The following is a 23,676-nucleotide window of genomic DNA, read 5'->3' on the forward strand; positions in this document are numbered from 1 at the left end:
ATGGCCACCGACGCCGCCACTGACACCAACCCCGGCTCCAACACCAGTGCTGCTCCCGCGCCGACGGCCGTGGTGGTGGGCGGCGGCATCTCCGGCCTGCTCGCCGCCCGGGAGCTGGCGCGGGCTGGCGTCCGGACCACGGTGCTGGAAGCATCGGGCGACTGGGGCGGCTGCGTGGGCAGCCATGTGGTGGCCGGCCTGACCCTGGACAGCGGCGCCGAATCCTTCGCCACCCGGTCCGCCGCGGTGGCCGGCCTGGCCGAAGAGCTCGGCCTCGGCGCGCAGATCGTTCCGCCCAACCCCGGCGGCGCTTGGGTCCAACTGCCGGAGGGTCCGCGGGAATTGCCGAAGACCGGGGTGCTGGGCATTCCCGCCAACCCCTGGGACCCCGAAGTCCGGCGTTCCCTTGGCCTGCTCGGATCCCTGCGCGCCTCGCTCGACGCACTGCTGCCGGCTTCCATGGGGACCGCTGCCGAGGCCACAAGCGTGGCGGCCCTGGTCCGCGCCCGGATGGGCCGACGCGTGCTGGAGCGGCTGGTGGCGCCGGTGGTCGGCGGCGTGCACTCGGCCGACCCGGCCCTGCTTGACGTGGACATGGTGGCGCCCGGATTGCGCGCAGGAATCCGCACGCACGGCTCCCTCGCCGCCGCCGTGGCCGCGCAGCGCCGGGGGGCTGGGCCCCGGCCGGGCGCGCCGGGGTCCAGCGCTCCCGCGCCCGGTGCCCAGCAGCCTGGGCTGCAGAAGGCGGGCTCCGCCGTGGCCGGCCTCCGCGGCGGGATGCACACCCTCGTCACTGCCCTCCTCACCGAGCTGCGCGGGCTGGACGTGGCCCTGCTCGGCGGCACCCGGGTAGGCGCGGTGCAGCGCATCCCGGGCGGCTGGCGGGCCACCGCGGGCCAGGCCACCTTCGACGCCGGACGGCTAATCGTGGCGGTTGAGGGCCCGGCGGCGGTCTCGCTGCTCGCCGGCACGCTGCCGGCATTGGCTGCCCTCCGTCCGGACGCGGGACCCGATGTGCGGCTCGTGACGCTGGTGCTGGACAGCCCCGCCCTCGACGCCGCACCGCGCGGCACCGGAGTGCTCGTGGCCCCGCAAAGCCCCGGCATCCGCGCGAAGGCCCTCACCCACGCGACCGCCAAGTGGGCCTGGCTGGCCGAACGGACGGCGCCCGGCCGGCACGTCCTCCGGCTCTCCTACGGTCGCGGCGCGAACGTGCCGGACGCCGCGGCGGCCCCGGAGCCCCGGAGCGACGAGGAGTTGTTCGACGCCGCGCTGCAGGACGCCGCCGCGCTCCTCGCCGTCCCGCTGGCCCGGACCGACGTCGTCGGCTGGGACGTGGTGCGATGGTCCGGCGCGCTGCCCTTCGCCGCACTCGGCCACAAGCGGCGGGTCGAGCAGGTTCGGCAACTTTGCGCGGCGGAAGGTGGCCTCGCCGTCGTCGGGGGCTGGCTGTCCGGAAACGGCCTCGCCGCCATCGTCGCCGACACCCCCAAACAGGTGGCCGCCCTGCTTCCCTGAAGCCTGCCCCGGGGCTTGATGGGGGGGCACGGCACGGTGCCCGATAGCCGGAAAGTAGGCGTTTGGGCAAATTTTCCACGCCGGCGTTCTCCGGCTAGGGTCGATGACCATGGTTATGCACAGGTCCGAAGTTCCAGAAACGCCGGCCGGTCACCATGGGGGACTCCGACGCGGCACGGCCGTGGCAGCACTCGGAGCGGTACTGGCTCTCACCGCAGGGGTTCCTGCCACCCAGGCTGCCACCCCGACGCCCAGCCCGGACGGCCCGTCAGCCTCGATTTCCGTCGGCATCGACGACCTGATCGGCGGCCTGGTGGAATCCCCGACGCCGTCGCCCTCGCCGACCTCCGACTCGGGCAGCCCGGACCCCACCGAAAGCACGGCCCCGCCGACGTCGACCGCACCGGATCCGACCGAGACGCCGGAGCAGCGGGCTTCCCGGCAGGCCTCCGAGCGGGCCACGGCGCCGGGAACCTCGGTTCCGCCACCGGTGCCCGCAGCCCCGCAGCCGGCAGCCGGCCAGCCCTCCGGAACCCAGCAGGCCCCGGCCCCGGTCCAGGCGCCAGCGAACGACACTCCCGCCGGTGCCGCTCCCGGTGTTGCAACCGGTACGCCGGCGGCAACCGGTACGCCGGCGGCAACGCCGAGCGGCCCGCCCAGGTCCGCCACCACGATGTCCGCCGCCAAGCAGGCTCCCACCGCCGCGCCCCGGTCCGGCGACAAGATGCAGGCTGCCTCCTCCGTTGAATCGTCCCCCTCCGCCCTGGTCGGCTGGGGGATCTGCCTGCTCGCGGTGTCGCTGGGAGCAGGCGTCGTGGCCCTACGGATGCGCAAGATCTAAGGGACGTCCGAACCACCCGGCTGTGAAATTGAGCACTTCTACGCGTTGTAGAAGTGCTCTATTTCGACTTAGCTCGGGGGAGGGGGCAGACTGGTATCCATGAGCCACACTTCTGCCGAATCTGTCACTAAAACCGGAACAGCAGCCGAGGAATCGACCGAGCAGTTCTTCACGCTCTGGACGGTTTTCAAGCGCTCCGCCGATGTCCTGCGCAGCGGCGACGCGGCTGAGGACTTCGACGCACTCATCGAACGGCTGGCCGAGGACGGCGTCGTCCACCGCGGCAGCTACGACGTGTCCGCGATGCGGGCCGACGCCGACATCATGATCTGGCTGCACGGCCCCCGGGCCGAAGCGCTGCAGCGCGCCGTGCGCGACATCCGGCGCAGCAAACTCTTCACGGGGACTGAGATCGCCTGGTCCGCGATGGGCGTCCACCGCGAGGCCGAGTTCGCCAAGAACCACACGCCGGCCTTCTCCCGCGGCGTGGAACCGGCCGAATGGCTCTGCGTCTACCCCTTCGTGCGCTCCTACGAGTGGTACCTGCTCCCGGACGCCGAGCGCGGCGCGATGCTGCGGGACCACGGCCTGCTGGGCCGGGACTTCCCGCAGGTCATCTCCAACACCGTTTCCTCCTTCGCCCTGGGCGACTGGGAGTGGATCCTGGGCCTCGAAGCACCGGAGCTGGTGGACCTCGTGGACCTGATGCGCCACCTGCGCTCCACCGAAGCCCGCCACCATGTTCGCGAAGAAGTCCCGTTCTACACCGGCCGCCGCGTCAGCGCCGTCGAGATTGCCGAGGTCCTCGCATGAGCCCGCTCGATCCGCAGGATCCCACGGCCACCGCCGTGAATCCCGTCACCGAGGCCGGCCGGATGGCCCCCAAAGACTACGACGCCGTGCTGCTGGCCTCCTTCGGCGGTCCCGAAGGCCAGGAAGACGTCATCCCGTTCCTGCGCAACGTGACCCGCGGCCGCGGCATCCCGGACGAACGGCTCGAAGAGGTCTCGCACCACTACCGCGCCAACGGCGGCATCAGCCCGATCAACCAGCAGAACCGCGAGCTCAAGGCCGCCATGGAGAAGGAGCTCGCCACCCGGGGCATCGGCCTGCCGGTCTTCTGGGGCAACCGCAACTGGGATCCCTACATCCCGCAGACCCTGCAGGAGATCTACGACGCCGGGCACCGCAAGGTCCTGATGGTCACCACCAGCGCCTACTCCTGCTACTCCAGCTGCCGGCAGTACCGCGAAGACATCGGCATGGCGCTCACCGAGACCGGGCTGGACGGCAAGCTCGAGGTGGACAAGGTGCGCCAGTACTTCGACCACCCGGGCTTCGTGGAGCCTTTCGTCGAGGGCACCGCCGCCGGCCTCGCCGACGTCCGCGCCCAGCTGGCCGCGGCCGGCACCCCTGACGCGCCGGTGCACATCCTCTTCGCGACCCATTCGATTCCGACCCGCGACGCCGAAGCCGCCGGCCGCTCCGAGGGCGAGCCGCGCCACTTCGAACAGGACTCCGCCTATGTGGCCCAGCACCTGGCCACCGGCACCGAGGTCATCCGCCGGGTCGAAGCCGAAACCGGCCTGACCGCCCCCTGGTCCCTCGTGTACCAGTCCCGGTCCGGGGCCCCGCACGTGCCGTGGCTCGAACCCGACATCAACGACGCCATCGAGGAGCTCGCCGGCCAGGGCGTCAAGGGCGTCGTGATCGTGCCGCTGGGCTTCGTCAGCGACCACATGGAAGTCGTCTGGGACCTCGACACCGAGGCCCTGGAAACCTGCGGCAAGCTGGGCCTCGCGGCCACCCGCGTTCCGACGCCCGGGACGCACCGCAAATTCGTTGCCGGGATCGTGGACCTGATCAGCGAGCGGACGGCGGCACACAACATCGCCGACCGGCCGCACCTGACCAAGCTCGGCCCCTGGTACGACGTCTGCCGCCCCGGCTGCTGCGCCAACTTCCGCGGCGAAAAGCCCACCATCGCGGGCGCGGACACCACCGTCGGGACAGGGCATGATCCATACCCGGCAGGGGCATCCGCGGCTGCGGATGAGGCGGTCCCGGCAGCAGGCCAGGCCACGCCGTGACCGTACGGATCGGTACCCGGGCCAGCAAACTTGCCCTCACCCAGACCCAGCAGACTGCGGACCAGCTGGCCGCCGTCGGAGGGTTTCCGGTGGAACTCGTCCACATCCGCACCGACGGCGACGTCCTGACCGGCCCGCTGTCCCAAATGGGCGGCACCGGCGTGTTCGTGGCGGCGCTGCGCGACGCCCTGCTGCGGGACGCGTGCGACGTCGCGGTCCATTCGCTCAAGGACCTGCCCACCGGCGCTGCCCTGGGCCTGACCCTCGCGGCGACGCCCAAGCGCGTGGACGTCCGGGACGTGCTCTGCGCCCGGGACGGGCTCACGCTGGCCCAGCTGCCGGCCGGCGCCACCGTCGGCACCGGCTCCCCGCGCCGGGCCGCCCAGTTGCGGGCCGCACGGCCGGACCTGGACATCCGGGACATCCGCGGCAACGTCGACACCCGCCTGGGCCGCGTGCCGGGCCTGCCGGGCAACAAAACAGGCGCCGTCGTCGAAGGCAAGTCCGGCGACCTCGACGCCGTCGTGCTCGCCGCTGCCGGCCTGCACCGGATCGGCCGGCTGGACGCGGTCAGCGAATACCTGGAAACCGAGGTGATGCTCCCGGCCGCCGGCCAGGGTTCGCTCGCGATCGAATGCCGCAGCTCCGACGCGCCGCGCAAGGCCGGGTCCACCGAGGGCTCCCAGGGCGTGCTCGCCCAGGCCCTCGCAGCCCTGGACGACCCGGACACCCGGCTGGCCGTCACCGCCGAACGGGCGCTGCTGGCCCGGCTGGAGGCCGGCTGCGCCGCGCCGGTGGGCGCCTACGCCTACCGCAAGGGCAGCATGCTGCACCTCGAGGCCGTTGTCTGTGCCGTGGACGGCACCGCGACGGTCCGGGACAAGAAGGCCACCGACGGGCTGACCGAGGTCGGCGCCACCCTGCTGGGAATCGAACTGGCCGAGGCGCTGCTGGCGGCCGGTGCTGCCGACATCGCCGACCTGGCCGCTTCCTGAGCCGGACGGATTCTCACCTGATGGGACGCCGCAGCGCCAGCCGCCGGCCGGACGGGGGCGCCGGGCCCCGGGTACTCGAGGGCGCCCGGGTCCTGGTCACCCGCAACCCGGACCGTGCCGGTGCCTTGCTCTCCGCGCTCCGCGAGACCGGCGCCGAGCCGCTGCTGCTGCCGCTCATCGACTTCGAGCGCGCCGCCGACCAGCACTCGCTGGACGTGGCCTTCGACGCGCTCGGCGCCGGCGCCTACTCATGGCTGGTGGTCAGCAGCGTGACCACGGTCCAGGTCCTGGAAGCCAAGGCGGCCGAACGCGGTGCGGCCCTCAGCGCGTGGCTTCCGGGCAGCCTGCAGGTGGCCGCCGTCGGCCCGGCCACCCGCCGCATGCTTGAAGGCCTGGACATCGCAGTGGACCTCGCGCCCGCCGGCCAGCAGTCCGGCGCGGGATTGCTCGACATCTGGCCCCGCGGCCACGGCAGCGTCCTGCTGCCGCAGGCCGACATCGCCGACCCGCGGCTCCGCCGGGGGCTGGAGGCCCGCGGCGCCTCGGTCCAGGCCGTCACCGCCTACCAGACCGTCGATTTCCCCGCGGACCCGCGACGCAGCCTGGCCGCCGCCCCCGACCCGCAGGGGCACGACGCCGCAGTCCTGACCGTGGCCGACGCGAAAGCCGCGATCGACGCCGGAACGCTGCACGCCGTCGTCGCGGCCTCACCGAGCGCCGCCCGCCGCGTCCACACCGGGCTGTCGCCGCTGGGCGGCTGCCAGCTCGTCGCGATCGGACGCTCGACGGCGGCCGAGGCCCTGGCCCTCGGACTCCCGGTCGCCGCCGTTGCCGAGGAGCCCACCGCCTCCGGACTCGTCGCCGCCGTTATCCGGGCCCTGGATCCGGCAACCCCCACTCCCCATCCCGACCCCGAGCAGACTGTGAAGGACCAGACATGAGCTTCCCGACCCACCGCCCCCGCCGGCTCCGCACCACCCCCGCGATGCGGCGGCTGACGGCCGAACACCGCCTCTCGGCTGCCGAACTCATCCTCCCGGCCTTCATCCGCGAGGGCCTCTCCGAGCCGAACCCGATCGCCTCGATGCCCGGCGTGCAGCAGCACACGACCGACTCGCTCAAGCGCGCCGCCGCCGAGGCCGTGCAGCTGGGCGTGGGCGGCATCATGCTCTTCGGCATTCCGGCCGAACGGGACGCCCGCGGCACCGCCTCGCTGGACCCCGAGGGCGTGCTGAACAAGGCCATCCGGGATGTGAAGGCCGAGGTCGGCGACGAACTGGTAGTCATGAGCGACGTCTGCCTCGACGAATTCACCGACCACGGCCACTGCGGCGTCCTGGACGCGCACGGCTACGTCGACAACGACGCGACCCTGGAGATCTACGGGCAGATGGCCGTGGCGCAGGCCGAGGCCGGCGCGCACGTGCTCGGCCCCTCAGGCATGATGGACGGCCAGATCGCCGTGATCCGGCAGGCCTTGGAGGAGGCCGGACACGCCAACACCGCCGTCGTGGCCTACGCCGCCAAGTACGCCTCCGCCTTCTACGGCCCGTTCCGCGAAGCCGTCGACTCGCAGCTCACCGGGGACCGGCGCACTTACCAGATGGACGCCGCCAACCGCCGCGAAGCGATCCTCGAAGTGGAACTGGACCTCGAGGAGGGCGCCGACATGGTGATGGTGAAACCAGCCATGAGCTACCTCGACATCCTGGCCGACGTCGCCGCGATGAGCCCGGTGCCCGTGGCCGCCTACCAGATCTCCGGCGAGTACTCGATGATCGAGGCCGCCGCCGCGAACGGCTGGATCGACCGCCGCGCCGCGATCACCGAATCCGTGCTCGGCATCAAACGGGCCGGGGCCAACGTGGTCCTGACCTACTGGGCCAGCGAACTCGCCGGCTGGCTGAAGGAGACCCGATGAGCCCCGCGGAAGCGCCGGACCCGGCATCGGGAGCCAACCCGACCGCGCCGGTCGGCCCGGACAAGATCCTGCTCGGCCTGAACACCTTCGGCGACGTCGGGGTGTTCCCGGACGGGCACCCGGTCCCGCACGCCCAGGTGCTGCGGCAACTGCTGGAACAGGTCGAACTCGCGGACCAGGTGGGGCTGCACGCCTTCGGGGTGGGGGAGCACCACCGCCGCGACTTCGCCGTCTCCGCGCCCGAGGTCTTCCTCGCCGCCGCCGCGGCCCGGACCAAGAAGATCCGGCTCGGCTCCGCCGTCACCGTTCTCAGCTCCGATGACCCGATCCGGGTATTCCAGCGTTTCGCCACCGTGGACGCAATCTCCAACGGCCGGGCCGAGGTCATGCTGGGCCGCGGTTCCTTCGTGGAGTCCTTCCCGCTGTTCGGACTGGACCTGGCCGACTATGAGGTCCTGTTCGAGGAGAAGCTTGAGCTCTTCGACAAGGTCCGGGCCCAGAAACCGATCAAATGGGAGGGCCGGACGCGCCGGGCCATCAACGGGCTCAGCGTCTACCCGCCGCTCGAACACCACCTGCTGCCGGCCTGGATCGGCGTCGGCGGCACCCCGGAATCGGTGCTGCGCTGCGCCGAATACGGCTACCCGATCATCTTCGCCATCATCGGCGGCCAGCCACGGTCCTTCGGTCCGCTGGCCGGGCTCTACCGCGAGGCCATGGCCAAATACGGCCACCCGATGCAGCAGGTGGCCACGCATTCGCCCGGCCACGTGGCGGCCACGGATGAGGACGCGCGGGAGGAGTTCTTCCCGCACTGGCTGGGCCAGCGCAACCAGCTCGGCGCCGAACGCGGCTGGGGTCCGGGCAGCCGCGACGAATTCGACCACCTGTGCAGTCCCGAGGGTGCGCTCTACGTCGGCTCGCCGGACACGGTGGCCGCGAAGATCGCCCTGCTCAAGCGGAACCTGGGCGTGGACCGCTTCGACCTCAAATACAGCAACGGCACGCTCCCGCATACCGCCATGATGCGCTCCATCGAGCTGTTCGGCACCGAAGTGGCGCCGCGTGTGGCCGCCCAGCTGGCCGGCGGGGTGCCTGCCAGTGACCGGGCCCTGTGAGAGCGACCTGTGAGAACCACTGAGAGAATAGGAACCATGACTTCCAGCCACCCTCGCAACGAGGAACTCTTCGACCGCGCCCGCCGCCTGATGCCGGGCGGCGTGAACTCGCCGGTCCGGGCCTTCGGCTCGGTGGGCGGCACACCCCGCTTTATGGTCTCCGCCACGGGCCCCTACCTCACCGACGCCGACGGCGCCGAGTACGTGGACCTCGTCTGCTCCTGGGGGCCGGCGCTGCTGGGCCACGCCCACCCGGCTGTCCTCGCGGCCGTGCACGCCGCCGTCGACCGCGGGCTGTCCTTCGGCGCCTCGACCCCGGACGAGGCCAACCTCGCCGCAATCGTCCAGGAGCGCGTCCCGGCGGCGGAGCGCGTCCGGATGGTCTCCACCGGCACCGAGGCGACCATGACCGCGATCCGGCTGGCCCGCGGCTACACCGGCCGGAACCTCGTGATCAAGTTCGCCGGCTGCTACCACGGCCACCTTGACGGCCTCCTCGCCGCCGCCGGTTCCGGGCTCGCGACACTCGCGCTGCCCGGCTCGGCAGGCGTCACCGCCGCCACGGCCGCCGAAACCCTCGTGCTGCCCTACAACGACCTCGCCGCGGTCGAAGCCGCCTTCGCCAAACACGGCGACAGCATCGCGGCCGTCATCACCGAGGCCGCGCCGGCCAACATGGGCGTGGTCACCCCGGGCGAGGGCTTCAACGCCGGCCTGGCCCGGATCACCCGCGAACACGGCGCCCTGCTGATCCTCGACGAGGTCCTCACCGGGTTCCGCACCGGCTACTCCGGCTACTGGGGACTCACCGGCGGGGCGGCCGACGCCGCCGAGCCCTGGGCCCCGGACCTACTGACCTTCGGCAAGGTCATCGGCGGGGGCATGCCGACGGCGGCCCTCGGCGGCCGCGCCGAGGTCATGGACTACCTCGCCCCGGTGGGCCCGGTCTACCAGGCCGGGACTCTCTCGGGGAACCCGGTGGCGATGGCTGCCGGCGTCGCCACTCTCACCCACGCGACCCCCGAGGTCTACTCGTTCGTCGACGCCCGCTCGCTGGAACTCTCCGGCGCCCTGTCTTCGGCGCTGGACGCGGCAGGGGTGGACCACTCCATCCAGCGCGCCGGGAACCTGTTCTCGGTGGCCTTCGGCACCTCGGCCCGCGGCGTCCACAACTACGACGACGCGCAGGGCCAGGAGGTCTTCCGCTACGCGCCGTTCTTCCACTCGATGCTGGACTCCGGGGTGTACCTGCCGCCGTCGGTGTTCGAGGCCTGGTTCCTCTCCGCCGCGCACGACGACGCCGCGATGAACCGGATCTTCGAGGCCCTGCCGGCTGCCGCCCGGGCCGCCGCGGCGGCGCGAGCCTAGGAGCAGGGCGCAGGCCCAGCGAACCGGCGGCGGCCGTCGCCGTCGTCGCCCTTTAAACACTTTCGGCACCCGCCGCAGCGGGTGCCGAAAGTTGTTAACGCTGGTCCGGGCCTAGAAGGCCGGGGTCACGTCGCCGTTGGGCCATTCCTTCTCGATGAAGGCCTTGACCTCGGGGGAGTGCAGCAGCTCATCAAGCTTCTTGATGCGCACGTCGTCCTTGGAGTCCTCACGCCAGGCCAGGAAGTTGGCGTAGGGGTTGTTGTCCACGGATTCCACCGCGAGGGCGTTCTTGGTGCTCAGCCCGGCCTTGAGGATGAAGTTGCCGTTGATCAGGGCCAGATCCACCGAGGGGTCCTTGAGGTCGTTGATCAGCAGTTCCGGCTGGTTCTCGGAGAACTTCAGCTTCTTGGGGTTCTGTTCGTCGCTGAGCGTCAGTACCGAGGTGTCGTCCTTGATGTCCTTGACCAGACCGGCGACCTGGAGGACCTTGAGGGCCCGGACCTGGTTGGACGGGTCGTTCGTGATGGCGACCTTGGCTCCGTCCTGGATGTCCTTGATGTCCTTGACCTTTTCCGAGAACGCGGCGTAGGGCTCGATGTGCACGCCGGCGCCGTGGCCGAACTTGTAGCCCTTGGTCTTGACCTGGTCCTCGAACCAGGGCAGGTGCTGGTAGAAGTTGGCGTCCAGGGAGCCGTCGCTCAGCGCGGTGTTCGGCGTCTGGTAGTCCTCGATCTCCTTGATCTCCAGTTTGAGGCCGGCCTTGGGGGCGAGCTCCTGGTTGATGAATTCGAGGATCTTGGCGTGCGGGACCGGGCTGGCGCCGACCTTGAGGGTGGCGGGCTTCGCCGGATCCAGGGTCGTGACCTGGGCGCTGGGGGTGGAAGAACCACCGCAAGCCGTCAGCGCCAGGGCAGTGACAATGCCGGTGGCCAAGAGGGTGAGTGACTTACGCATCGGATGCGTTCCTTTCGAAATAGGCGGAAAACACGACGGCGGTGCCGTGGTCCGCGCAGATGCAGAGGGCGGCTACCCGCTGCAAGGCTGGGGTGGTTGTTTGTCGGGTCAGCGGTGGTCGAGGCCGCGGGAAATCCGCTCGCCCACGAGTTGGATGACCTGGACGAGGACGACGATCAGGACGATGGTGACGATCATGACCGTGACGTCGAAGCGCTGGAAGCCGTAGTTGTAGGCCAGCTTGCCGAGGCCGCCGCCGCCGACGAGGCCGGCCATCGCGGAGTAGCCCACGAGAGTCACCACCGTGGTGGTGGCGGCCGCGACGAGGGCTGGCAGGGATTCGCGCAGCATCACCTTGCTGATGACCTGCATGTTGGTGGACCCCATCACCTGGGCGGCGTCGATCTTGCCGTGGTGCACATCGCGCAGGCAGGATTCGACGAGCCGGGCGAAGAAGGGGATGGTACCGATGGACAGCGACACCGACGCTGCAATCGGGCCGAGGCTCGTCCCGGTCAGGGCGCGGGCCAGCGGGATGAGCGCCACCATCAGGATGGCGAACGGGATGGACCGGGTGATGTTGACGATCACGTCGCTGAGGATCCGGTTGGTGACGGGCATCGGGCGCAGTCCGCCGGGGGCCGTGACGTGCAGGAAGACGCCCAGCGGCAGGCCGATCAGCACGGTGAAGAAGGCCGAGATGCCGACCATCTGCAGGGTCTCCACGATTGCCTCGGGGAGGGCCCTGGCGAGTACGGGGTTGCTGAAAATGTCGTTCATTAGTTGGCTCCTTCTTCCGCCGGAGCAGCATCGGCGGCGACGCGCTTGGCGCTGATGCCCCGCTCGTGCAGGTAGTGGAGGACGGCGTCGAAATCGGCGTTTTCGGCGAGCTGGACCCGGAGGTGCCCGAACTGCTGGCCGCCGAGGGTCTCGACGCTGCCGGCGAGGACGTTAAGGTCCATGTCGAAGTGCCGGGCGACGCCGGTCAGGACGGGTTCTTTGGCGCTCTCGCCGGAGAAGAGGATCTCCAGGACCGGCCCGCGCTGCAGCGCGCCGTGCAGGGGCTCCGACGGCGGCAGCGGAAGCAGGGCCCGGGCCAGCTTGCTGTCCAGCTCGCCGGCCACGTCCTGCAGGGCGCCGTGTTCGATGATGCGGCCCCGGGAGAGCAGGGACACCGAGTCGCAGACCCGCTTCACGACGTTCATCTCGTGCGTGATGATCAGCACGGTCAGCTGCAGCCGCCGGGTCAGGTCCTGGATCAGGTCCAGGATTTCCTCAGTGGTGGCAGGGTCCAGGGCCGAGGTGGGCTCGTCGCAGAGCAGCACCTCGGGGTCCGAGGCGAGGGCCCGCGCGATCCCTACGCGCTGGCGCTGGCCGCCGGAGAGCTGGGACGGGTAGGCGTTCTCGAAGCCTTCGAGTCCCACGAGCTTGAGGAGCTCGGCAACCCGGGTCCGGATCTTGTCCTTGGGGGTCTTGACGAGTTCCAGCGGGTGCGCCACGTTGCCGGCCGCGGTCCGGGAGTCCATCAGGTTCGCGTGCTGGAAAACCATGCCGATGCGCCGCCGCGCAGCACGGATCTCCGAATCCCGCACGGAGCTCAGCTCGGTGCCGTCGATGCTGACGGACCCGGCGGTGGGGCGGTCCAGCAGGGTCAGGCAGCGCACCAGCGTCGACTTGCCGGCGCCCGAGTGTCCGATGATGCCGTGGATCGAGCCCTTCGGCACGGAGAGCGTGACGCCGTCGAGCGCTACCACTTCCTTTTTGCCCTGCCGGTAGACCTTGCGAAGGTCGGTAACTGTGATCATTTATCCCTTGGCGGTTGGGGTCTGGGCGCGACATAACACACGCCCTGTTCTGAACTAAATTATGTCAGCGGCGCCAAAGGCCATCCACTTGCGCATTTAGTTCGTCACAAAGTGCCATCGGGTGCAGATAATTTCGTCCTGAAGGTCGATGGGCGCGGGAGGAAACCGGCAGCCGTCCCGCGGCCAAATCCCTGAGGGCGCCAGGAGCCGCCGGCAGGGGCAACCGCCGCTGTGATCTCAGTCCCAGTAGCTTGCCGGTCCCGTGCCGGTGGCCCGCGCTCAGGGCTAGAAGTCGCCCCGGCTGGCATCTTCCGGCGGCAGAACCGGCCAGTCGCCCTCAATCACGGCCGCGGGCTTGGTCTTGCGCAGGTAGCTCTGGAAATCCGCGGCCTGGGCCGACGCCCACTCGACCTGGAGCTGGTGCAGGTGGCTGGCCGGCATCCGGAGCTTGGGGAACTTCCCGGCCATGGCATCCAGCATCCGCAGCGTGGCCAGCGCATCGGCCGCGGAGGTGTGCGCATTGTCGAGGCTGACGCCGTACTCCTCGCACAGCGCGGTCAGGGTGCGCTTGCCCTTGCGGTACCGGTCCACCTGCTTGTTCATGATGAACGGGTCCAGCACGGGAAAGCGGCTCAGCTGGGGCACGCCGTAGCGGGCCGACTCGGCGGCGAGCACGGTGAAGTCATAGCTGGCGTTGAAGGCAATGACCGGTACGCCGGTGTCGAACAGCTCCTGCAGCACGGCCGCCAGCTCCCGGGTCACCTCGGCCGCAGGCCGGCCGTCACGGCGGGCCTGCTCGGTGGTGACGCCGTGGATGTCGCTCGCCTCGGTGGGGATCTCCACCCCGGGATCGGCCAGCCACTCGTGCTCCTTGATGACCGAGCCGTCGGCGTCCACCACGGTCACCGATGCCGTCACGATCCTCGCAGCGCGGGAATTCCGCCCGGTGGTTTCCAGGTCGAAGGCTGCGCGGGGGAGGGTGTGCCAGGTGCTCATGCTTCAACGCTACCTGTTGCCGCTGACAGTTTTTTGCACCGCCGTGCAGTGCCTTGCGGTGCCGTGCCGAGACCGGCGGCAGCCGGCACCGGTAACCTTGGTCCATGCGGACGGAGTATGTGGAGGCGGTACTGGAGCTCGCAGCGATGGTTCCGGCGGGCACCGCCGTCGCCTACGGGGACGTCGCCGAACTCCTGGGCGCGGGCGGCCCCCGCCAGGTCGGCTCCGTAATGAGCCACCACGGCAGCGCCGTTCCCTGGTGGCGGATCCTCAAAGCCAACGGAGACGCCCCGCCCGGCCACGAGCGGGAGGCTCTGGCCTTCTACCTCGCCGAAGGGACACCGCTGCTGGGCAGCTACCTGGAATACGAGCGCACCGGCGAGGGCCGCTGGCGGGTCGACCTGATGGCGGCCCGGTGGGCGCCGTCCGAGCCGGACTTCGAGCAGATCGACGCCATCGCCGAGCGCCTCGAACGGGAGCTGCATAAATTGTCTGTCCCCAATGATGAAATGTCTGTGTGAGTAGCCCCAGCCGGACCGCCCCCAACAAAGCCGCCCCCAACAAGACCGCCCCCAAAAAAGCCGTGCCCGGCCAGACGGGCCTCCGGCTGCTGCCGCCCCGGACGCAGCACAGCGCCGTCCCGGTACTGTCCCCGGACCAGCGGGACGCCGTCGACGTCGCGCACGGCTCCGGACCCGTCCTGGTGCCCGGCGCGCCGGGCACCGGCAAGTCCACGGTCCTGGTCGAGGCCGCCGTCCGCAGGGCCCAGCGCGACGGCCTGGACCCGGAACGGATGCTGATCCTGGCCCCCGGCCGGCTGGCCGCCGATGCGCTGCGCGACCGGTTCACCGCGCGCCTGGACCGCAGCCTGAGCACGACGCCGGCCCGCACCTGGGCGTCGTACGCCTTCGACCTGATCCGGCGTGCCAAGGCGGAGGGCATCCTGCCGCTGCCGCGTGCGCCGAAGCTCCTCTCCGGGCCCGAACAGGACCTGATCATCAAGGAACTCCTCGAAGGCCATGCCCGGCCCGGGCTGGAACTGCCCTGGCCCGAGGACCTGGCCGCCGCCCTGCAGACCCGCGGCTTCCGGCAGGAAGTGCGCCAGCTCTTTGACCGGATCATCGAATCCGGGCGCACCGCGCAGGACCTGGCGGCCCTCGCGCAGCGCTGCGGCCGGCAGGACTGGACCGCCGCGGCCGCCCTCTATGCCGAGTACCGCGACGTCCTTGACCTGCGGATGCCCGAATCCTTTGACCCGGCCGGGATCATCACGGCGGCACGCCAGATTTTCCAGGACGCCCCGGAATTCCTGGCCGCGGAGCGGGACCGGCTCCAGCTGATCCTCGTGGACGATATCCAGGAGGCGAACCCGGCCGTGTTCGAACTGCTCGCGGACATCGCCGCAGGCAAGGACACGCTCGTCACCTCTTCCCCGGACACCGTGGTGCAGGGATTCCGCGGGGCGCGGCCGGACCTGGTGGCCGAGCTGCCCCGGCTGCTCGCCCCGGCCGGCGGCACCGTCCTGGAGCGGCCGCTCTGGACCGCACACCGCCATACCCCGGCCGTCGCGCAGGCCTGGCAGGGCGTCGCCGAACGGATCTCGCTGCGCTCCGGCGGGACTGTGGCGCGCCGGCTGGAACACCCGAAGCCCAGCGGACAGGGCGACGGCGTCGTCGAGGCGCACCTGCTGCCGTCCCCGGTCCACGAACTGCGCTATGTGGCGCAGCGGATCCTGGAAGCCCAGCTGAATGACGGCCGGGAGCTGGGAGACATCGCGGTGATCGTGCGCAACGGCGGCCAGCTCAGCCAGCTGCAGCGCCACCTGGCCGGCCAAGGCATCCCGGTCCGGATCCCGGTGGCCGAGTCCGCGGTCCGGGACGAGGTGGCCGTGCGGCCGCTGCTGGACGCCTACGCGGTGGCGCTGGACCCTGACGTCCTTACCCCGGAAGCCGCCGTCTCGCTGCTCACCTCAAGGATCGGCGGGGCAACGTCGATCGAGCTGCGCCGGCTCCGCCAGTCACTGCGGCGTGAGGAACTTCTGGGCGGCGGCGGCCGCACCAGCGACGTGCTGCTCGTGGAAGCACTCCTGGACCCCGGCGCTCTGGCCACGCTCGGCATCGAGGGGCATTCCGCCCGCCGCGTTGCCCGGATGATCCGCGCCGGCCGGGACGCCGCCGAGGCACCGGGCGGCAACGCCGAGACCGTGCTCTGGGCGCTCTGGCATTCCACCGGACTGGCCGGCCGCTGGACCGAGGCAGCCCTGGCCGGCGGGGCGGCGGGCGCCCGCGCGGACCGCGACCTGGACGCCATGATGGCCCTGTTCCACACCGCCGAGCGGTACGTGGACCAGCTCCCGGGCTCAGGTCCGGAGCAGTTCCTTGAGTACCTGCTCAGCCAGGAACTGCCTATGGACACGCTGGCGGCCCGGGCACAGCTCGAGGACGCGGTGGAACTCATGACCCCGGCCAGCGCCGCGGGACGTGAATGGCCGGTCGTCATTGTGCCCGGCCTCCAGGAAGGCGTGTGGCCCAACACCCGGCTCCGCGGTGAACTGCTCGGCAGCACACTTTTCGCCGACGCCGTCGAACACGGTGTCGAGTACGCCCTGCAGCTCGATCCGCTGAGCCGTCTCCGCGAGATCCGCTATGACGAGCTGCGGAGCTTCTCCACCGCCGTTTCACGGGCCCGCGAAGTGCTGATCTGCACGGCGGTTTCCTCCGAGGACGAACAGCCCTCATCCTTCCTGGACTACGTTTCGCCCCTGCACCCGGACCAGGACCGGCGCGGCTTCACGCCCGTTGAGCGGCCGCTGACCCTGCGCGCGCTCGTCGCGGAACTGCGCCAGTACGCCCAGCTCGACGGCGCCCCCGCCGAGGCGGCCGAAGCCACCGCCGTGCTGGGCGCCCTCGCAGCCGCGCGGCCGGCGGTGCCCGGCGCCCACCCGGACAGCTGGTGGGGGCTGGCTCCGCTGTCGTCGACGGACCCCGTGGTGCCGCCCGGCAGTACCGTCTTCGTTTCGCCCTCCAAGGTCGAGACCGTGCAGAAGTCGCCCCTCGACTGGTTCGTCCAGGCAGCCGGCGGAGAGGCCGCAACGGATTTCGCCCGCAGCCTCGGAACCCTGGTCCATGCCATTGCCCAGGACCTCCCGGACGCCTCGGGCGGCGAGTACGTGGCCGAGCTGGTGAAACGCTGGCCCGCGCTCGGGATGAAGGACAACTGGGAGGGCAAGCTCGACTTCCAGCGGGCCGAAACCATGGTCCGCAAGCTCGCCCAGTACGTGCTGGTCATGCGGAGCGAGGGCCGGAGCCTGCTCGGCGTCGAGCAGGACTTCGAGGTGAAGCTTCCCGATCTGGAGCCCGCAGCCGTTGCCGGCGGTGAAGAGTCCTGGCCCGCGCGGCCCGCCGTGCTCCGCGGCCAGGTCGACAGGCTGGAGATCGACGCCGAAGGGCGGCTGGTCATCGTGGACCTCAAGACCGGCAAGCGCCAGCCCGGCAAGGCCGAGCTGGAACGCCATCCCCAGTTGGGCGCCTACCAGGCGGCGGTCCTGGCCGGCGGGTTTACCGGCCCGGACGACGGTCCGCCGCCAAGACCCGGCGGCGCGGTGCTGGCCCAGCTCGGCACCAGCACCAAAAGCCCCGGGGTGCAGAGCCAGCCGGCGCTGGATCCGGAAGCGAACTGGGCCCTGGAGATGGTCGGCGAGGCCGCACGCGTCATGTCCGGCACCACGTTTGAAGCCCGCCACGACCCCGCCAAGGGCGGGCACGGCGGCCACGGCTGCAGGCTCCCCGAAGTCTGCCCGCTGTGCGCACGCGGAAAGCAGGTCACCGAATGAGTATCGAGACGACGACGGCGGCCGGGCCGGAGACCGCCGCGCCGGCGGACACACGGCCGAAGCCCCTGCCCGAACCGCGGTTCAGCCCGGAAGAGCTGTCCGTGATGCTGGGGGAGAAGAACAGCCCCACCGCCGAACAGTCACGGATCATCTCCTCGCCGCTGGCGCCCCGGCTTGTCATCGCCGGGGCCGGCTCAGGCAAGACCGCCACCATGGCGGACCGTGTGGTGTGGCTCGTCGCAAACGGCTGGGTCAGGCCGGAGGAAGTACTCGGTGTGACGTTCACCCGAAAGGCTGCCGGCGAGCTCGCCACCCGGATCCGGGCCAAGCTGGCCGCCCTGGCGCGGATCGCCGCGGCCGATCCGGAGCACAAGGTGTTTCCGGCCGGGCTGCTGAGCACCGACGCGCTGGAACCCAAGGTCTCCACCTACCACTCTTACGCGAGCGGCATCGTCTCGGATTACGGGCTCCGGCTCGGCGTCGAACGGGACGTTGTGCTCCTCGGCGGTGCCCAGTCTTTCCAGCTCGCGAGCGAGGTGGTGGAAGCCTTCGACGGCGACTACCAGCATTTCCGTTCCGCCAAGTCCACCCTGGTCAAAGCGGTCATCCAGCTTGCCGGGGAATGCGCGGAGCACCTGCAGGACCCCGCGCAAGTCCGGGGCTGGCTGCTGGACCGGGTGGCCGAGTTCGAAGCGCTGCCGTATGTCGCCACGGCCAAGAAGAATCCCAGCCAGGCCGCAGGGGACCTCAGCGCTTTGCTCCGGACCCGCGCCAGCGTTGCGGACATGGTGGGCCGCTATGCGGAGGCCAAACGGGCCCGCGGCGCACTGGACTTCGGTGACCTTGTGGCCCTCGCGGCCCGGGTGGCCAACGAGATCCCGGTGGCAGCGCAAACGGAACGCCAGCGCTACAAGGTGGTGCTGCTGGACGAATTCCAGGACACCTCCCACGCCCAGCTTGTCCTCTTCTCCCGCCTGTTCGGTGACGGGCACGCCGTCACCGCGGTGGGAGACCCGAACCAGTCCATCTACGGCTTCCGCGGCGCGTCCGCGGGCCAGCTCTTCCACTTCGTCCGCGAATTCCCCGTCCGGGTTGACGACGGCGGAAGTGCGCGTGATTCCGGCGACGCCGGCGGCGGCCCGCCGCAGTTCGCCGTCGCGCCGACGTCGTACCTCACCACCGCGTGGCGCAACGGCCGGAATATTCTCGAGGCCGCCAACGTCATTTCGGCCCCGCTCAGCAAGGCGGCGGCCCATGCCGCCGTGGCCGGTGCCCGGGACAGCGCCGACACCGTGGAGGTCCCGCCGCTGCAGCCCAGCCCCGCCGCGGTCCAGGGCCGCGTCCTGATGGGCCGCTTCGGCACGGACGAGGACGAAGCGGCGGCCATCGCCGCCGACGTGCTGAAATTCCGGCGGACCGACTTCGGCGCCGGCAAGGCGGAGGAGCCCGAGCCGCCGGCGATGGCCGTACTGTGCCGCCGCCGGGCCCAGATGGAGTGCATCCGCCGCGAATTCGAGCTGCGCGGCATCCCCTACGAAATCGTGGGCCTCGGCGGGCTGCTGGACACCCCCGAAATCGTCGACCTGGTGGCGACCCTGCGGGTGCTTGCCGATCCGGGCCGCTCCGACTCGCTGATGCGGCTGCTGGCCGGCGCGCGCTGGCGGATCGGGCCTGCGGACCTGATGGCGTTCCGCGACTGGTCGAGCTTCCTGGCGCGGCGCCGCGGACGCCCCGGCAGCGACACCGACACCGATACCGACGTCGACGGCGACACCGCCGAAACCGTCATCGAGGGCGACCTCACCGACGCCGCGAGCCTGATCGAGGCGCTGGACTGGCTGCCCCGTCCCGACTGGACGTCCGCCCACGGCCGCCGGCTGAGCCCGGACGCGCTGGAGCGGCTGCAGCGGCTCTCCGCCGAGCTCCGTCAACTGCGCAGCTTCATGGGCGATGACCTCAGCACCCTGCTGGGCGAAGTGGAACGTGCCATGCTCCTGGACATCGAAGTTGCGGCCCGGCCCGGCATCAGCATCCATCAGGCGCGGCGCAACCTGGACGCCTTCCAGGATGCTGCCGCCGGGTTCCTGCACACCTCGCAGCGGGTCGACGTACTCGCCTTCCTGGCCTGGCTGGAAGCGGCCGCTGCCGAGGAGAACGGCCTCGACGCCGCCGCGCCGGACGTCAACCACGAGGCCGTCCAGCTGCTGACTGTCCACGCCTCCAAGGGGCTGGAATGGGACGTCGTGTTCGTTCCCGGCCTCAACGCCGGGGCGTTCCCGTCCAGCCGGGATTCGCGCTGGAGCAGCGGGTCCGCCGCGCTGCCGTGGCCGCTCCGCGGGGACCGCGCCGACCTGCCGCAGTGGGACCTGGATCAGCCGGACCAGAAAGGCTGGCTCGACGCCGAGAAGGAGTTCAAGTCCGCGGTCCAGGCCCACGGCGAAGCCGAGGAACGGCGCCTGGCCTATGTTGCCTACACCCGCGCCAAGCATGTGCTTTGGGTCTCAAGCGCAGCCTGGGTGGGCTCCCGGGCGGGCCTGGCCGAGATGTCCCCGTTCCTGGCCGAACTCGAAGGGCTCAGTGGGGCCGGCGCGGCCGAGATCCATCCGCATTCCGTTGCCGAGGAGGCCCTGCCGGAGGAAAGCCCGCTGACCTCCGAGCTGGAGCTGGCCCTGTGGCCCTACGATCCCCTGGAAGGACCAGTCCACCCGCACACCGGAGCCCGGTTGCGGCTCGTACCGGGCCGCCGGGCCGCCATGGAGGCTGCCGCGGCGCGGGTCCTGGAGCAATTGGAACAGCCCGGCGCCGGCTCGCTGCCGGCTCCCGCCGGGCCGGGAACGGCGCCCGCAGCTTCGGCGGCCGGGGCGCGCAGACTGCGCGGGCCGGCGGCCGGGTGGGCGCAGGAAGCGGCCACCCTGTTGGACCGGCGTTCCCGGCGGTCAGCCGTCCAGGAGGTGCACCTGCCGGGCCATATTTCCGCCTCCACCCTGGTGGACCTGGACGAGGATGCGGCCTCCGTGGTGGCCCGGCTGCGGCGGCCCGTCCCGCGCGAACCCGGGATGTCGGCCCGCAAGGGAACAGCCTTCCACGCCTGGGTCGAAGAATACTTCGGCACCTCCGGGATGCTGGACCTCGGCGAGGCCGCCGGCTCGGACGACCACATTGACGAGGCCTACGGCCTGGACGCCATGGTGGAGACCTTCCGCCAGTCGGAGTGGGCCCACCGGGCACCCGCACACGTCGAGGTGCCGGTCGAAACCCGGATCGGCGACGCCGTGGTCCGCGGGCGCATCGACGCAGTCTTCCGCGACGCCGACGGCGGCTGGGACCTCGTCGACTGGAAGACCGGACGCCGGCCCTCGGCCGGCCAGCTCAAGACAAAGTCCGTGCAGCTCGCCGTCTACCGCCTGGCGTGGTCCCGGCTCAAGGGCGTCCCGCTTGAGGACGTCCGGGCAGCGTTCTACTACGTGGCAGACAACCAGGTGGTCCGCCCGCACGATCTCGGCTCCGCGGAACGGCTGGAGGAAATCGTCGCGGCGGCCCTCGGAAGGAAATCAGGCTAGCTGGCCTTAGCGACGCTCGCTCGCCGGTACCACGGTGAGCGCCGTGGTGGAGGTGTCGTCCGCAGCGGACGGCTTTGGCGGGGCCGGAACGTCGGCAACAGGCATGCTGTCCTCCGGATCGCCGTCGGCGGCTGCCCGGCTGTCGACGGGCGTGCTGTCCTCCGGATCGCCGTCAGCGGCGGTGGCACCGGCGTCGCGAGCGCTGTCCTCCGGACCGCCGTCAGTGGCGGCCTGCGTCCCGGCGTCGTCCTGCGCCGCGCCCGGAAGCTCGTCGCGGGGGATCGGCGTGACGTGGACAGCGGTCGCCATATCGCTGACGTGCTGCGGATCCTGTCCGGGCGTTGAGCCGGGGGCATCCGGGCTGATCGGCTGCACGGTCACGGCCGGCTGTGGCAGCGGCTCGACGCTGATCGGCTGGCCGCCATGTTCCGCGACGTCCTCGGCCAGCACCGCGAGCATCGACTCGGCCTCGCGGATCATGTCCTGGTCGGCCGCCGCAAGGCCCTTGACCAGGTACTGCGCCAAGGCGAACTCGGCGGACAACGCGGCGCGGCGCAGCAGATGGGCGTCGGGGGCGTCCCGGCGCCTGGACGTGTAGTGCGCAAGGACGGCGTCCACAAAGTCCTGGTCGTTGGACGCGACCAGCCACGCCATGTCGTCGGCCGGGTCGCCGATCCGCAGGTCGGTCCAGCCGGTCACGGCGGTGACCCGGTCGCCGTCGACCAGGAGGTTGTCCTCGTGCAGGTCGCCGTGCACCACGCTGGGGTTGAAGCGCCAGAGCGACACGTCCTCCAGCGCGTGCTCCCAGCGGCGCAGCAGCAGGGGCGGGATCTTGCCCGTGGTGGCGGCCTGGTCCAGCTCGTTGAGCCGCCGCTGGCGGAACTCGTTCGGCGTGTAACTGGGCAGGTCGGCGTTGCTGACCAGAGAGTGCGGGAGGTCGTGGATGGCCGCGAGAGCGGCGCCGAGTTCCCGGGTCAGCGCGGCGGAGCCGGTGCTGAGCTCCTCCACCGAGCGCGTGGTGCCGGAAAGGTGGGAGTAGACGAAGGTGCTGAGCGTGCCTTGCCGGACGGTGCCGGCCACGGTCGGCATCAAGAAGGGGAGCTCGGCGCGGATGCCGGGAGTGAACGCGCGCAGCACCAGGAACTCTGTTTCGAGCCGCGCACTGGCCTCGGCATGGCGTGGCGAGCGGACACGCCAGCGTTTGCCTTCGGAGTCCAGGAGAAGGGCGGAATCGAAGTCTGCCGGATCGTCGGGCGCGGAGCTCACGGCGGTCGGGGTCAGGCCGGGGACAGCCGCAGTCGCTACAGCTGCCAGTTCGATTGGTTTTCTTCTCACGCTTCCACGGTAGATTGAGCCGGCCCTAAGACGGCGCTGCATCACGGCGAGTCTGAAAGATCGGCCCGAAATAGCGCCGAACGGCGGCTGCTTGGGCAACCGCTCCCGCAATCGGCCGGGAGGCGGGCCCCGGAGGGCCGGCGAAAATGTCAATTGTCGGCGGGGGTCGGTACGGTGGGTACATGAGTCTTGCGGAGTCACCGGAGTCCGGTAATGCAGAAATCGATGGGCAAATTACCGGGCAAAATAGCGGACAGGTTGATCCTGGATCGGTGCCCGCTGCCGGGGCCGCTCCGGCGGGGGGAGTTGCGGTGGCCCGGGCCGCGGGCGACAGCCCCCCGGCCAACCAGCTGCGGGACACCGTTCTTCCGGTCCGGCCCGCGATGATTGACCGCGGCTCCGCGGCCAGGCTGAAGCCGGGCATGCTGGAGGAGCTGCTGCGTTCCGGTGGCGTGCAGGCGATGGTCCTGTCCCGGCGCCAGGCGCTGGTCAGCGGCCAGGGGCTCGTCTTCCTGGACGCGGCCGGCCTCGCCGGGCGGTTCAAGGGAACCGCGTACGCCCCGGAACAGGTGATTTACCTCGGCACCGCACTGCCCGGAGCGCGTGCGGCCGAGGGAACGCAGTACGTGCTGTTCGTCCTTCCGGAACAGTTCGAGGTCCGTGCCGAGCCGTTCGAGCCGCACGTCGAGGGCATCCCGGCGGGTGCGCAGTGGGCCGGCTTCCGCGAGGTGGCCGCCCAGCTGGACCCCACCGATACTGCCCTGTTCATTGAGGCCAGCGCCATTGCCAACTGGCACGCCACCCATACGCACTGCCCGCGGTGCGGCGCCGCCACGGTCCCGGAGGCCGGCGGCTGGGTCCGGCGCTGCCCCTCGGACAATTCCGAGCATTACCCGCGCACCGATCCGGCCATCATCGTTACGGTCGTCGGCCCGGACGACCGGCTGCTGCTGGGCGGCGGCGGCCCGCTCGACTCCCGGAACTACTCGACCCTGGCCGGGTTCGTCGAGCCCGGTGAGTCCCTGGAGCAGGCAGTGGTCCGGGAAATTGGCGAAGAGGTGGGGGTGCGGGTCACCGCATCGCAGTACCTCGGTTCCCAGTCCTGGCCCTTTCCGGCTTCGCTCATGCTCGGCTTCACCGCGACGACGGCGGACACGGAGGCCACGCCCGACGGCGTCGAGGTCACCCGGGCGCGCTGGTTCAGCCGCGCCGAGCTGCAGGAAGCGGTGCTGAGCGGCGAAATCGTCATTTCCAGCCGGCTCTCGATCGCGCGGGCCCTGATTGAACACTGGTACGGGGGCGTCATCCAGGATCGCCCGGACAGTGCCTGACGTCCTCGTGAC

18 protein-coding genes are annotated in these 23,676 nt (G+C 70.9%); 13 read left to right on the plus strand and 5 right to left on the minus strand.

What is annotated here, in order from left to right; all coding sequences use genetic code 11:
- From hemG to hemL, 9 genes are all read left to right on the plus strand, one after another.
- The gene (gene hemG / locus AB4Y91_RS03860; protein WP_441417207.1) at nucleotides 1-1,518 is read left to right on the plus strand and encodes a protoporphyrinogen oxidase; all 1,518 of its coding nucleotides are present in this window, start codon (nucleotides 1-3) and stop codon (nucleotides 1,516-1,518) included.
- Between the two features lie 181 nt (nucleotides 1,519-1,699).
- The gene (locus tag AB4Y91_RS03865) at nucleotides 1,700-2,359 is read left to right on the plus strand and encodes a hypothetical protein (protein WP_441417208.1); all 660 of its coding nucleotides are present in this window, start codon (nucleotides 1,700-1,702) and stop codon (nucleotides 2,357-2,359) included.
- A gap of 99 nt (nucleotides 2,360-2,458) precedes the next feature.
- Nucleotides 2,459-3,172, plus strand: coding sequence for a hydrogen peroxide-dependent heme synthase (gene hemQ, locus AB4Y91_RS03870; protein ID WP_441417209.1), 714 nt, complete (start codon nucleotides 2,459-2,461; stop codon nucleotides 3,170-3,172).
- Complete coding sequence (locus AB4Y91_RS03875; RefSeq protein WP_441417210.1) at nucleotides 3,169-4,449, plus strand: ferrochelatase; 1,281 nt, start codon at nucleotides 3,169-3,171, stop codon at nucleotides 4,447-4,449. Before hemQ ends, AB4Y91_RS03875 begins: the two co-directional genes overlap by 4 nt.
- On the plus strand, nucleotides 4,446-5,444 hold the full coding sequence (hemC, locus tag AB4Y91_RS03880) for a hydroxymethylbilane synthase (RefSeq protein WP_441417211.1): 999 nt from the start codon (nucleotides 4,446-4,448) through the stop codon (nucleotides 5,442-5,444). The genes AB4Y91_RS03875 and hemC overlap by 4 nt, the downstream gene beginning before the upstream one ends.
- 20 nt (nucleotides 5,445-5,464) lie before the next feature.
- Nucleotides 5,465-6,385 carry a uroporphyrinogen-III synthase gene (locus AB4Y91_RS03885; RefSeq protein WP_441417212.1) on the plus strand — a complete coding sequence of 307 codons (921 nt, stop codon included), beginning with the start codon at nucleotides 5,465-5,467 and terminating at the stop codon, nucleotides 6,383-6,385.
- Nucleotides 6,382-7,365: a porphobilinogen synthase gene (hemB, locus tag AB4Y91_RS03890; protein ID WP_441417213.1), complete on the plus strand. Its 984-nt coding sequence runs from the start codon at nucleotides 6,382-6,384 to the stop codon at nucleotides 7,363-7,365. Before AB4Y91_RS03885 ends, hemB begins: the two co-directional genes overlap by 4 nt.
- The gene (locus tag AB4Y91_RS03895) at nucleotides 7,362-8,483 is read left to right on the plus strand and encodes an LLM class flavin-dependent oxidoreductase (protein ID WP_441417214.1); all 1,122 of its coding nucleotides are present in this window, start codon (nucleotides 7,362-7,364) and stop codon (nucleotides 8,481-8,483) included. Before hemB ends, AB4Y91_RS03895 begins: the two co-directional genes overlap by 4 nt.
- A gap of 36 nt (nucleotides 8,484-8,519) precedes the next feature.
- On the plus strand, nucleotides 8,520-9,851 hold the full coding sequence (gene hemL, locus AB4Y91_RS03900; protein ID WP_441417215.1) for a glutamate-1-semialdehyde 2,1-aminomutase: 1,332 nt from the start codon (nucleotides 8,520-8,522) through the stop codon (nucleotides 9,849-9,851).
- Nucleotides 9,852-9,962: 111 nt separating this feature from the next.
- Here the strand turns inward: hemL and AB4Y91_RS03905 are convergent, their stop codons facing one another.
- The 4 genes from AB4Y91_RS03905 to AB4Y91_RS03920 all read right to left on the minus strand — a co-directional run bounded on the left by AB4Y91_RS03905 (nucleotide 9,963) and on the right by AB4Y91_RS03920 (nucleotide 13,606).
- On the minus strand, nucleotides 9,963-10,805 hold the full coding sequence (locus AB4Y91_RS03905; protein ID WP_441417216.1) for a MetQ/NlpA family ABC transporter substrate-binding protein: 843 nt from the start codon (nucleotides 10,803-10,805) through the stop codon (nucleotides 9,963-9,965).
- 108 nt (nucleotides 10,806-10,913) lie between these two features.
- Nucleotides 10,914-11,585, minus strand: coding sequence for a methionine ABC transporter permease (locus tag AB4Y91_RS03910; RefSeq protein WP_441417217.1), 672 nt, complete (start codon nucleotides 11,583-11,585; stop codon nucleotides 10,914-10,916).
- Nucleotides 11,585-12,610, minus strand: a complete 1,026-nt coding sequence (locus AB4Y91_RS03915; RefSeq protein ID WP_441417218.1) for a methionine ABC transporter ATP-binding protein — start codon at nucleotides 12,608-12,610, stop codon at nucleotides 11,585-11,587. Before AB4Y91_RS03915 ends, AB4Y91_RS03910 begins: the two co-directional genes overlap by 1 nt.
- A gap of 285 nt (nucleotides 12,611-12,895) precedes the next feature.
- Nucleotides 12,896-13,606 carry a 3'-5' exonuclease gene (locus AB4Y91_RS03920; protein ID WP_441417219.1) on the minus strand — a complete coding sequence of 237 codons (711 nt, stop codon included), beginning with the start codon at nucleotides 13,604-13,606 and terminating at the stop codon, nucleotides 12,896-12,898.
- A 104-nt stretch (nucleotides 13,607-13,710) separates the two neighbouring features.
- Here AB4Y91_RS03920 and AB4Y91_RS03925 point away from each other — a divergent pair, with 104 nt between their 5' ends.
- The 3 genes from AB4Y91_RS03925 to AB4Y91_RS03935 all read left to right on the plus strand — a co-directional run bounded on the left by AB4Y91_RS03925 (nucleotide 13,711) and on the right by AB4Y91_RS03935 (nucleotide 20,998).
- Nucleotides 13,711-14,127 (plus strand): MGMT family protein, encoded by a 417-nt coding sequence (locus tag AB4Y91_RS03925; protein ID WP_441417220.1) that lies wholly within the window; start codon nucleotides 13,711-13,713, stop codon nucleotides 14,125-14,127.
- A 62-nt stretch (nucleotides 14,128-14,189) separates the two neighbouring features.
- On the plus strand, nucleotides 14,190-17,438 hold the full coding sequence (locus AB4Y91_RS03930) for an ATP-dependent helicase (RefSeq protein ID WP_441417843.1): 3,249 nt from the start codon (nucleotides 14,190-14,192) through the stop codon (nucleotides 17,436-17,438).
- Nucleotides 17,439-17,542: 104 nt separating this feature from the next.
- Complete coding sequence (locus AB4Y91_RS03935) at nucleotides 17,543-20,998, plus strand: ATP-dependent helicase (protein ID WP_441417844.1); 3,456 nt, start codon at nucleotides 17,543-17,545, stop codon at nucleotides 20,996-20,998.
- A 6-nt stretch (nucleotides 20,999-21,004) separates the two neighbouring features.
- On the opposite strand, the gene AB4Y91_RS03940 is transcribed toward AB4Y91_RS03935, so the two are convergent.
- A complete protein-coding gene (locus tag AB4Y91_RS03940) occupies nucleotides 21,005-22,333 on the minus strand; it encodes a phosphotransferase (RefSeq protein WP_441417221.1) in 1,329 nt (442 codons plus the stop codon).
- A 383-nt stretch (nucleotides 22,334-22,716) separates the two neighbouring features.
- Between AB4Y91_RS03940 and nudC the strand changes: the two genes are divergently transcribed.
- A complete protein-coding gene (gene nudC / locus AB4Y91_RS03945; protein WP_441417845.1) occupies nucleotides 22,717-23,664 on the plus strand; it encodes an NAD(+) diphosphatase in 948 nt (315 codons plus the stop codon).
- The last annotated feature ends 12 nt before the right edge of the window (nucleotides 23,665-23,676 follow it).

Origin of the sequence: Arthrobacter sp. YAF16, assembly GCF_052113385.1 — a bacterium.
Lineage (GTDB): Bacteria > Actinomycetota > Actinomycetes > Actinomycetales > Micrococcaceae > Arthrobacter.

Bases quoted from the DNA above. Each gene is read 5' to 3' on its own strand.
- AB4Y91_RS03920 (WP_441417219.1), bottom strand. From the start codon at position 13,606: ATGAGCACCTGGCACACCCTCCCCCGCGCAGCCTTCGACCTGGAAACC.
- AB4Y91_RS03875 (WP_441417210.1), top strand. From the start codon at position 3,169: ATGAGCCCGCTCGATCCGCAGGATCCCACGGCCACCGCCGTGAATCCC.
- AB4Y91_RS03895 (WP_441417214.1), top strand. From the start codon at position 7,362: ATGAGCCCCGCGGAAGCGCCGGACCCGGCATCGGGAGCCAACCCGACC.
- hemG (WP_441417207.1), top strand. From the start codon at position 1: ATGGCCACCGACGCCGCCACTGACACCAACCCCGGCTCCAACACCAGT.
- AB4Y91_RS03915 (WP_441417218.1), bottom strand. From the start codon at position 12,610: ATGATCACAGTTACCGACCTTCGCAAGGTCTACCGGCAGGGCAAAAAG.
- hemB (WP_441417213.1), top strand. From the start codon at position 6,382: ATGAGCTTCCCGACCCACCGCCCCCGCCGGCTCCGCACCACCCCCGCG.
- AB4Y91_RS03925 (WP_441417220.1), top strand. From the start codon at position 13,711: ATGCGGACGGAGTATGTGGAGGCGGTACTGGAGCTCGCAGCGATGGTT.
- hemQ (WP_441417209.1), top strand. From the start codon at position 2,459: ATGAGCCACACTTCTGCCGAATCTGTCACTAAAACCGGAACAGCAGCC.
- AB4Y91_RS03905 (WP_441417216.1), bottom strand. From the start codon at position 10,805: ATGCGTAAGTCACTCACCCTCTTGGCCACCGGCATTGTCACTGCCCTG.
- AB4Y91_RS03910 (WP_441417217.1), bottom strand. From the start codon at position 11,585: ATGAACGACATTTTCAGCAACCCCGTACTCGCCAGGGCCCTCCCCGAG.
- nudC (WP_441417845.1), top strand. From the start codon at position 22,717: ATGATTGACCGCGGCTCCGCGGCCAGGCTGAAGCCGGGCATGCTGGAG.
- AB4Y91_RS03885 (WP_441417212.1), top strand. From the start codon at position 5,465: ATGGGACGCCGCAGCGCCAGCCGCCGGCCGGACGGGGGCGCCGGGCCC.
- AB4Y91_RS03935 (WP_441417844.1), top strand. From the start codon at position 17,543: ATGCTGGGGGAGAAGAACAGCCCCACCGCCGAACAGTCACGGATCATC.
- hemL (WP_441417215.1), top strand. From the start codon at position 8,520: ATGACTTCCAGCCACCCTCGCAACGAGGAACTCTTCGACCGCGCCCGC.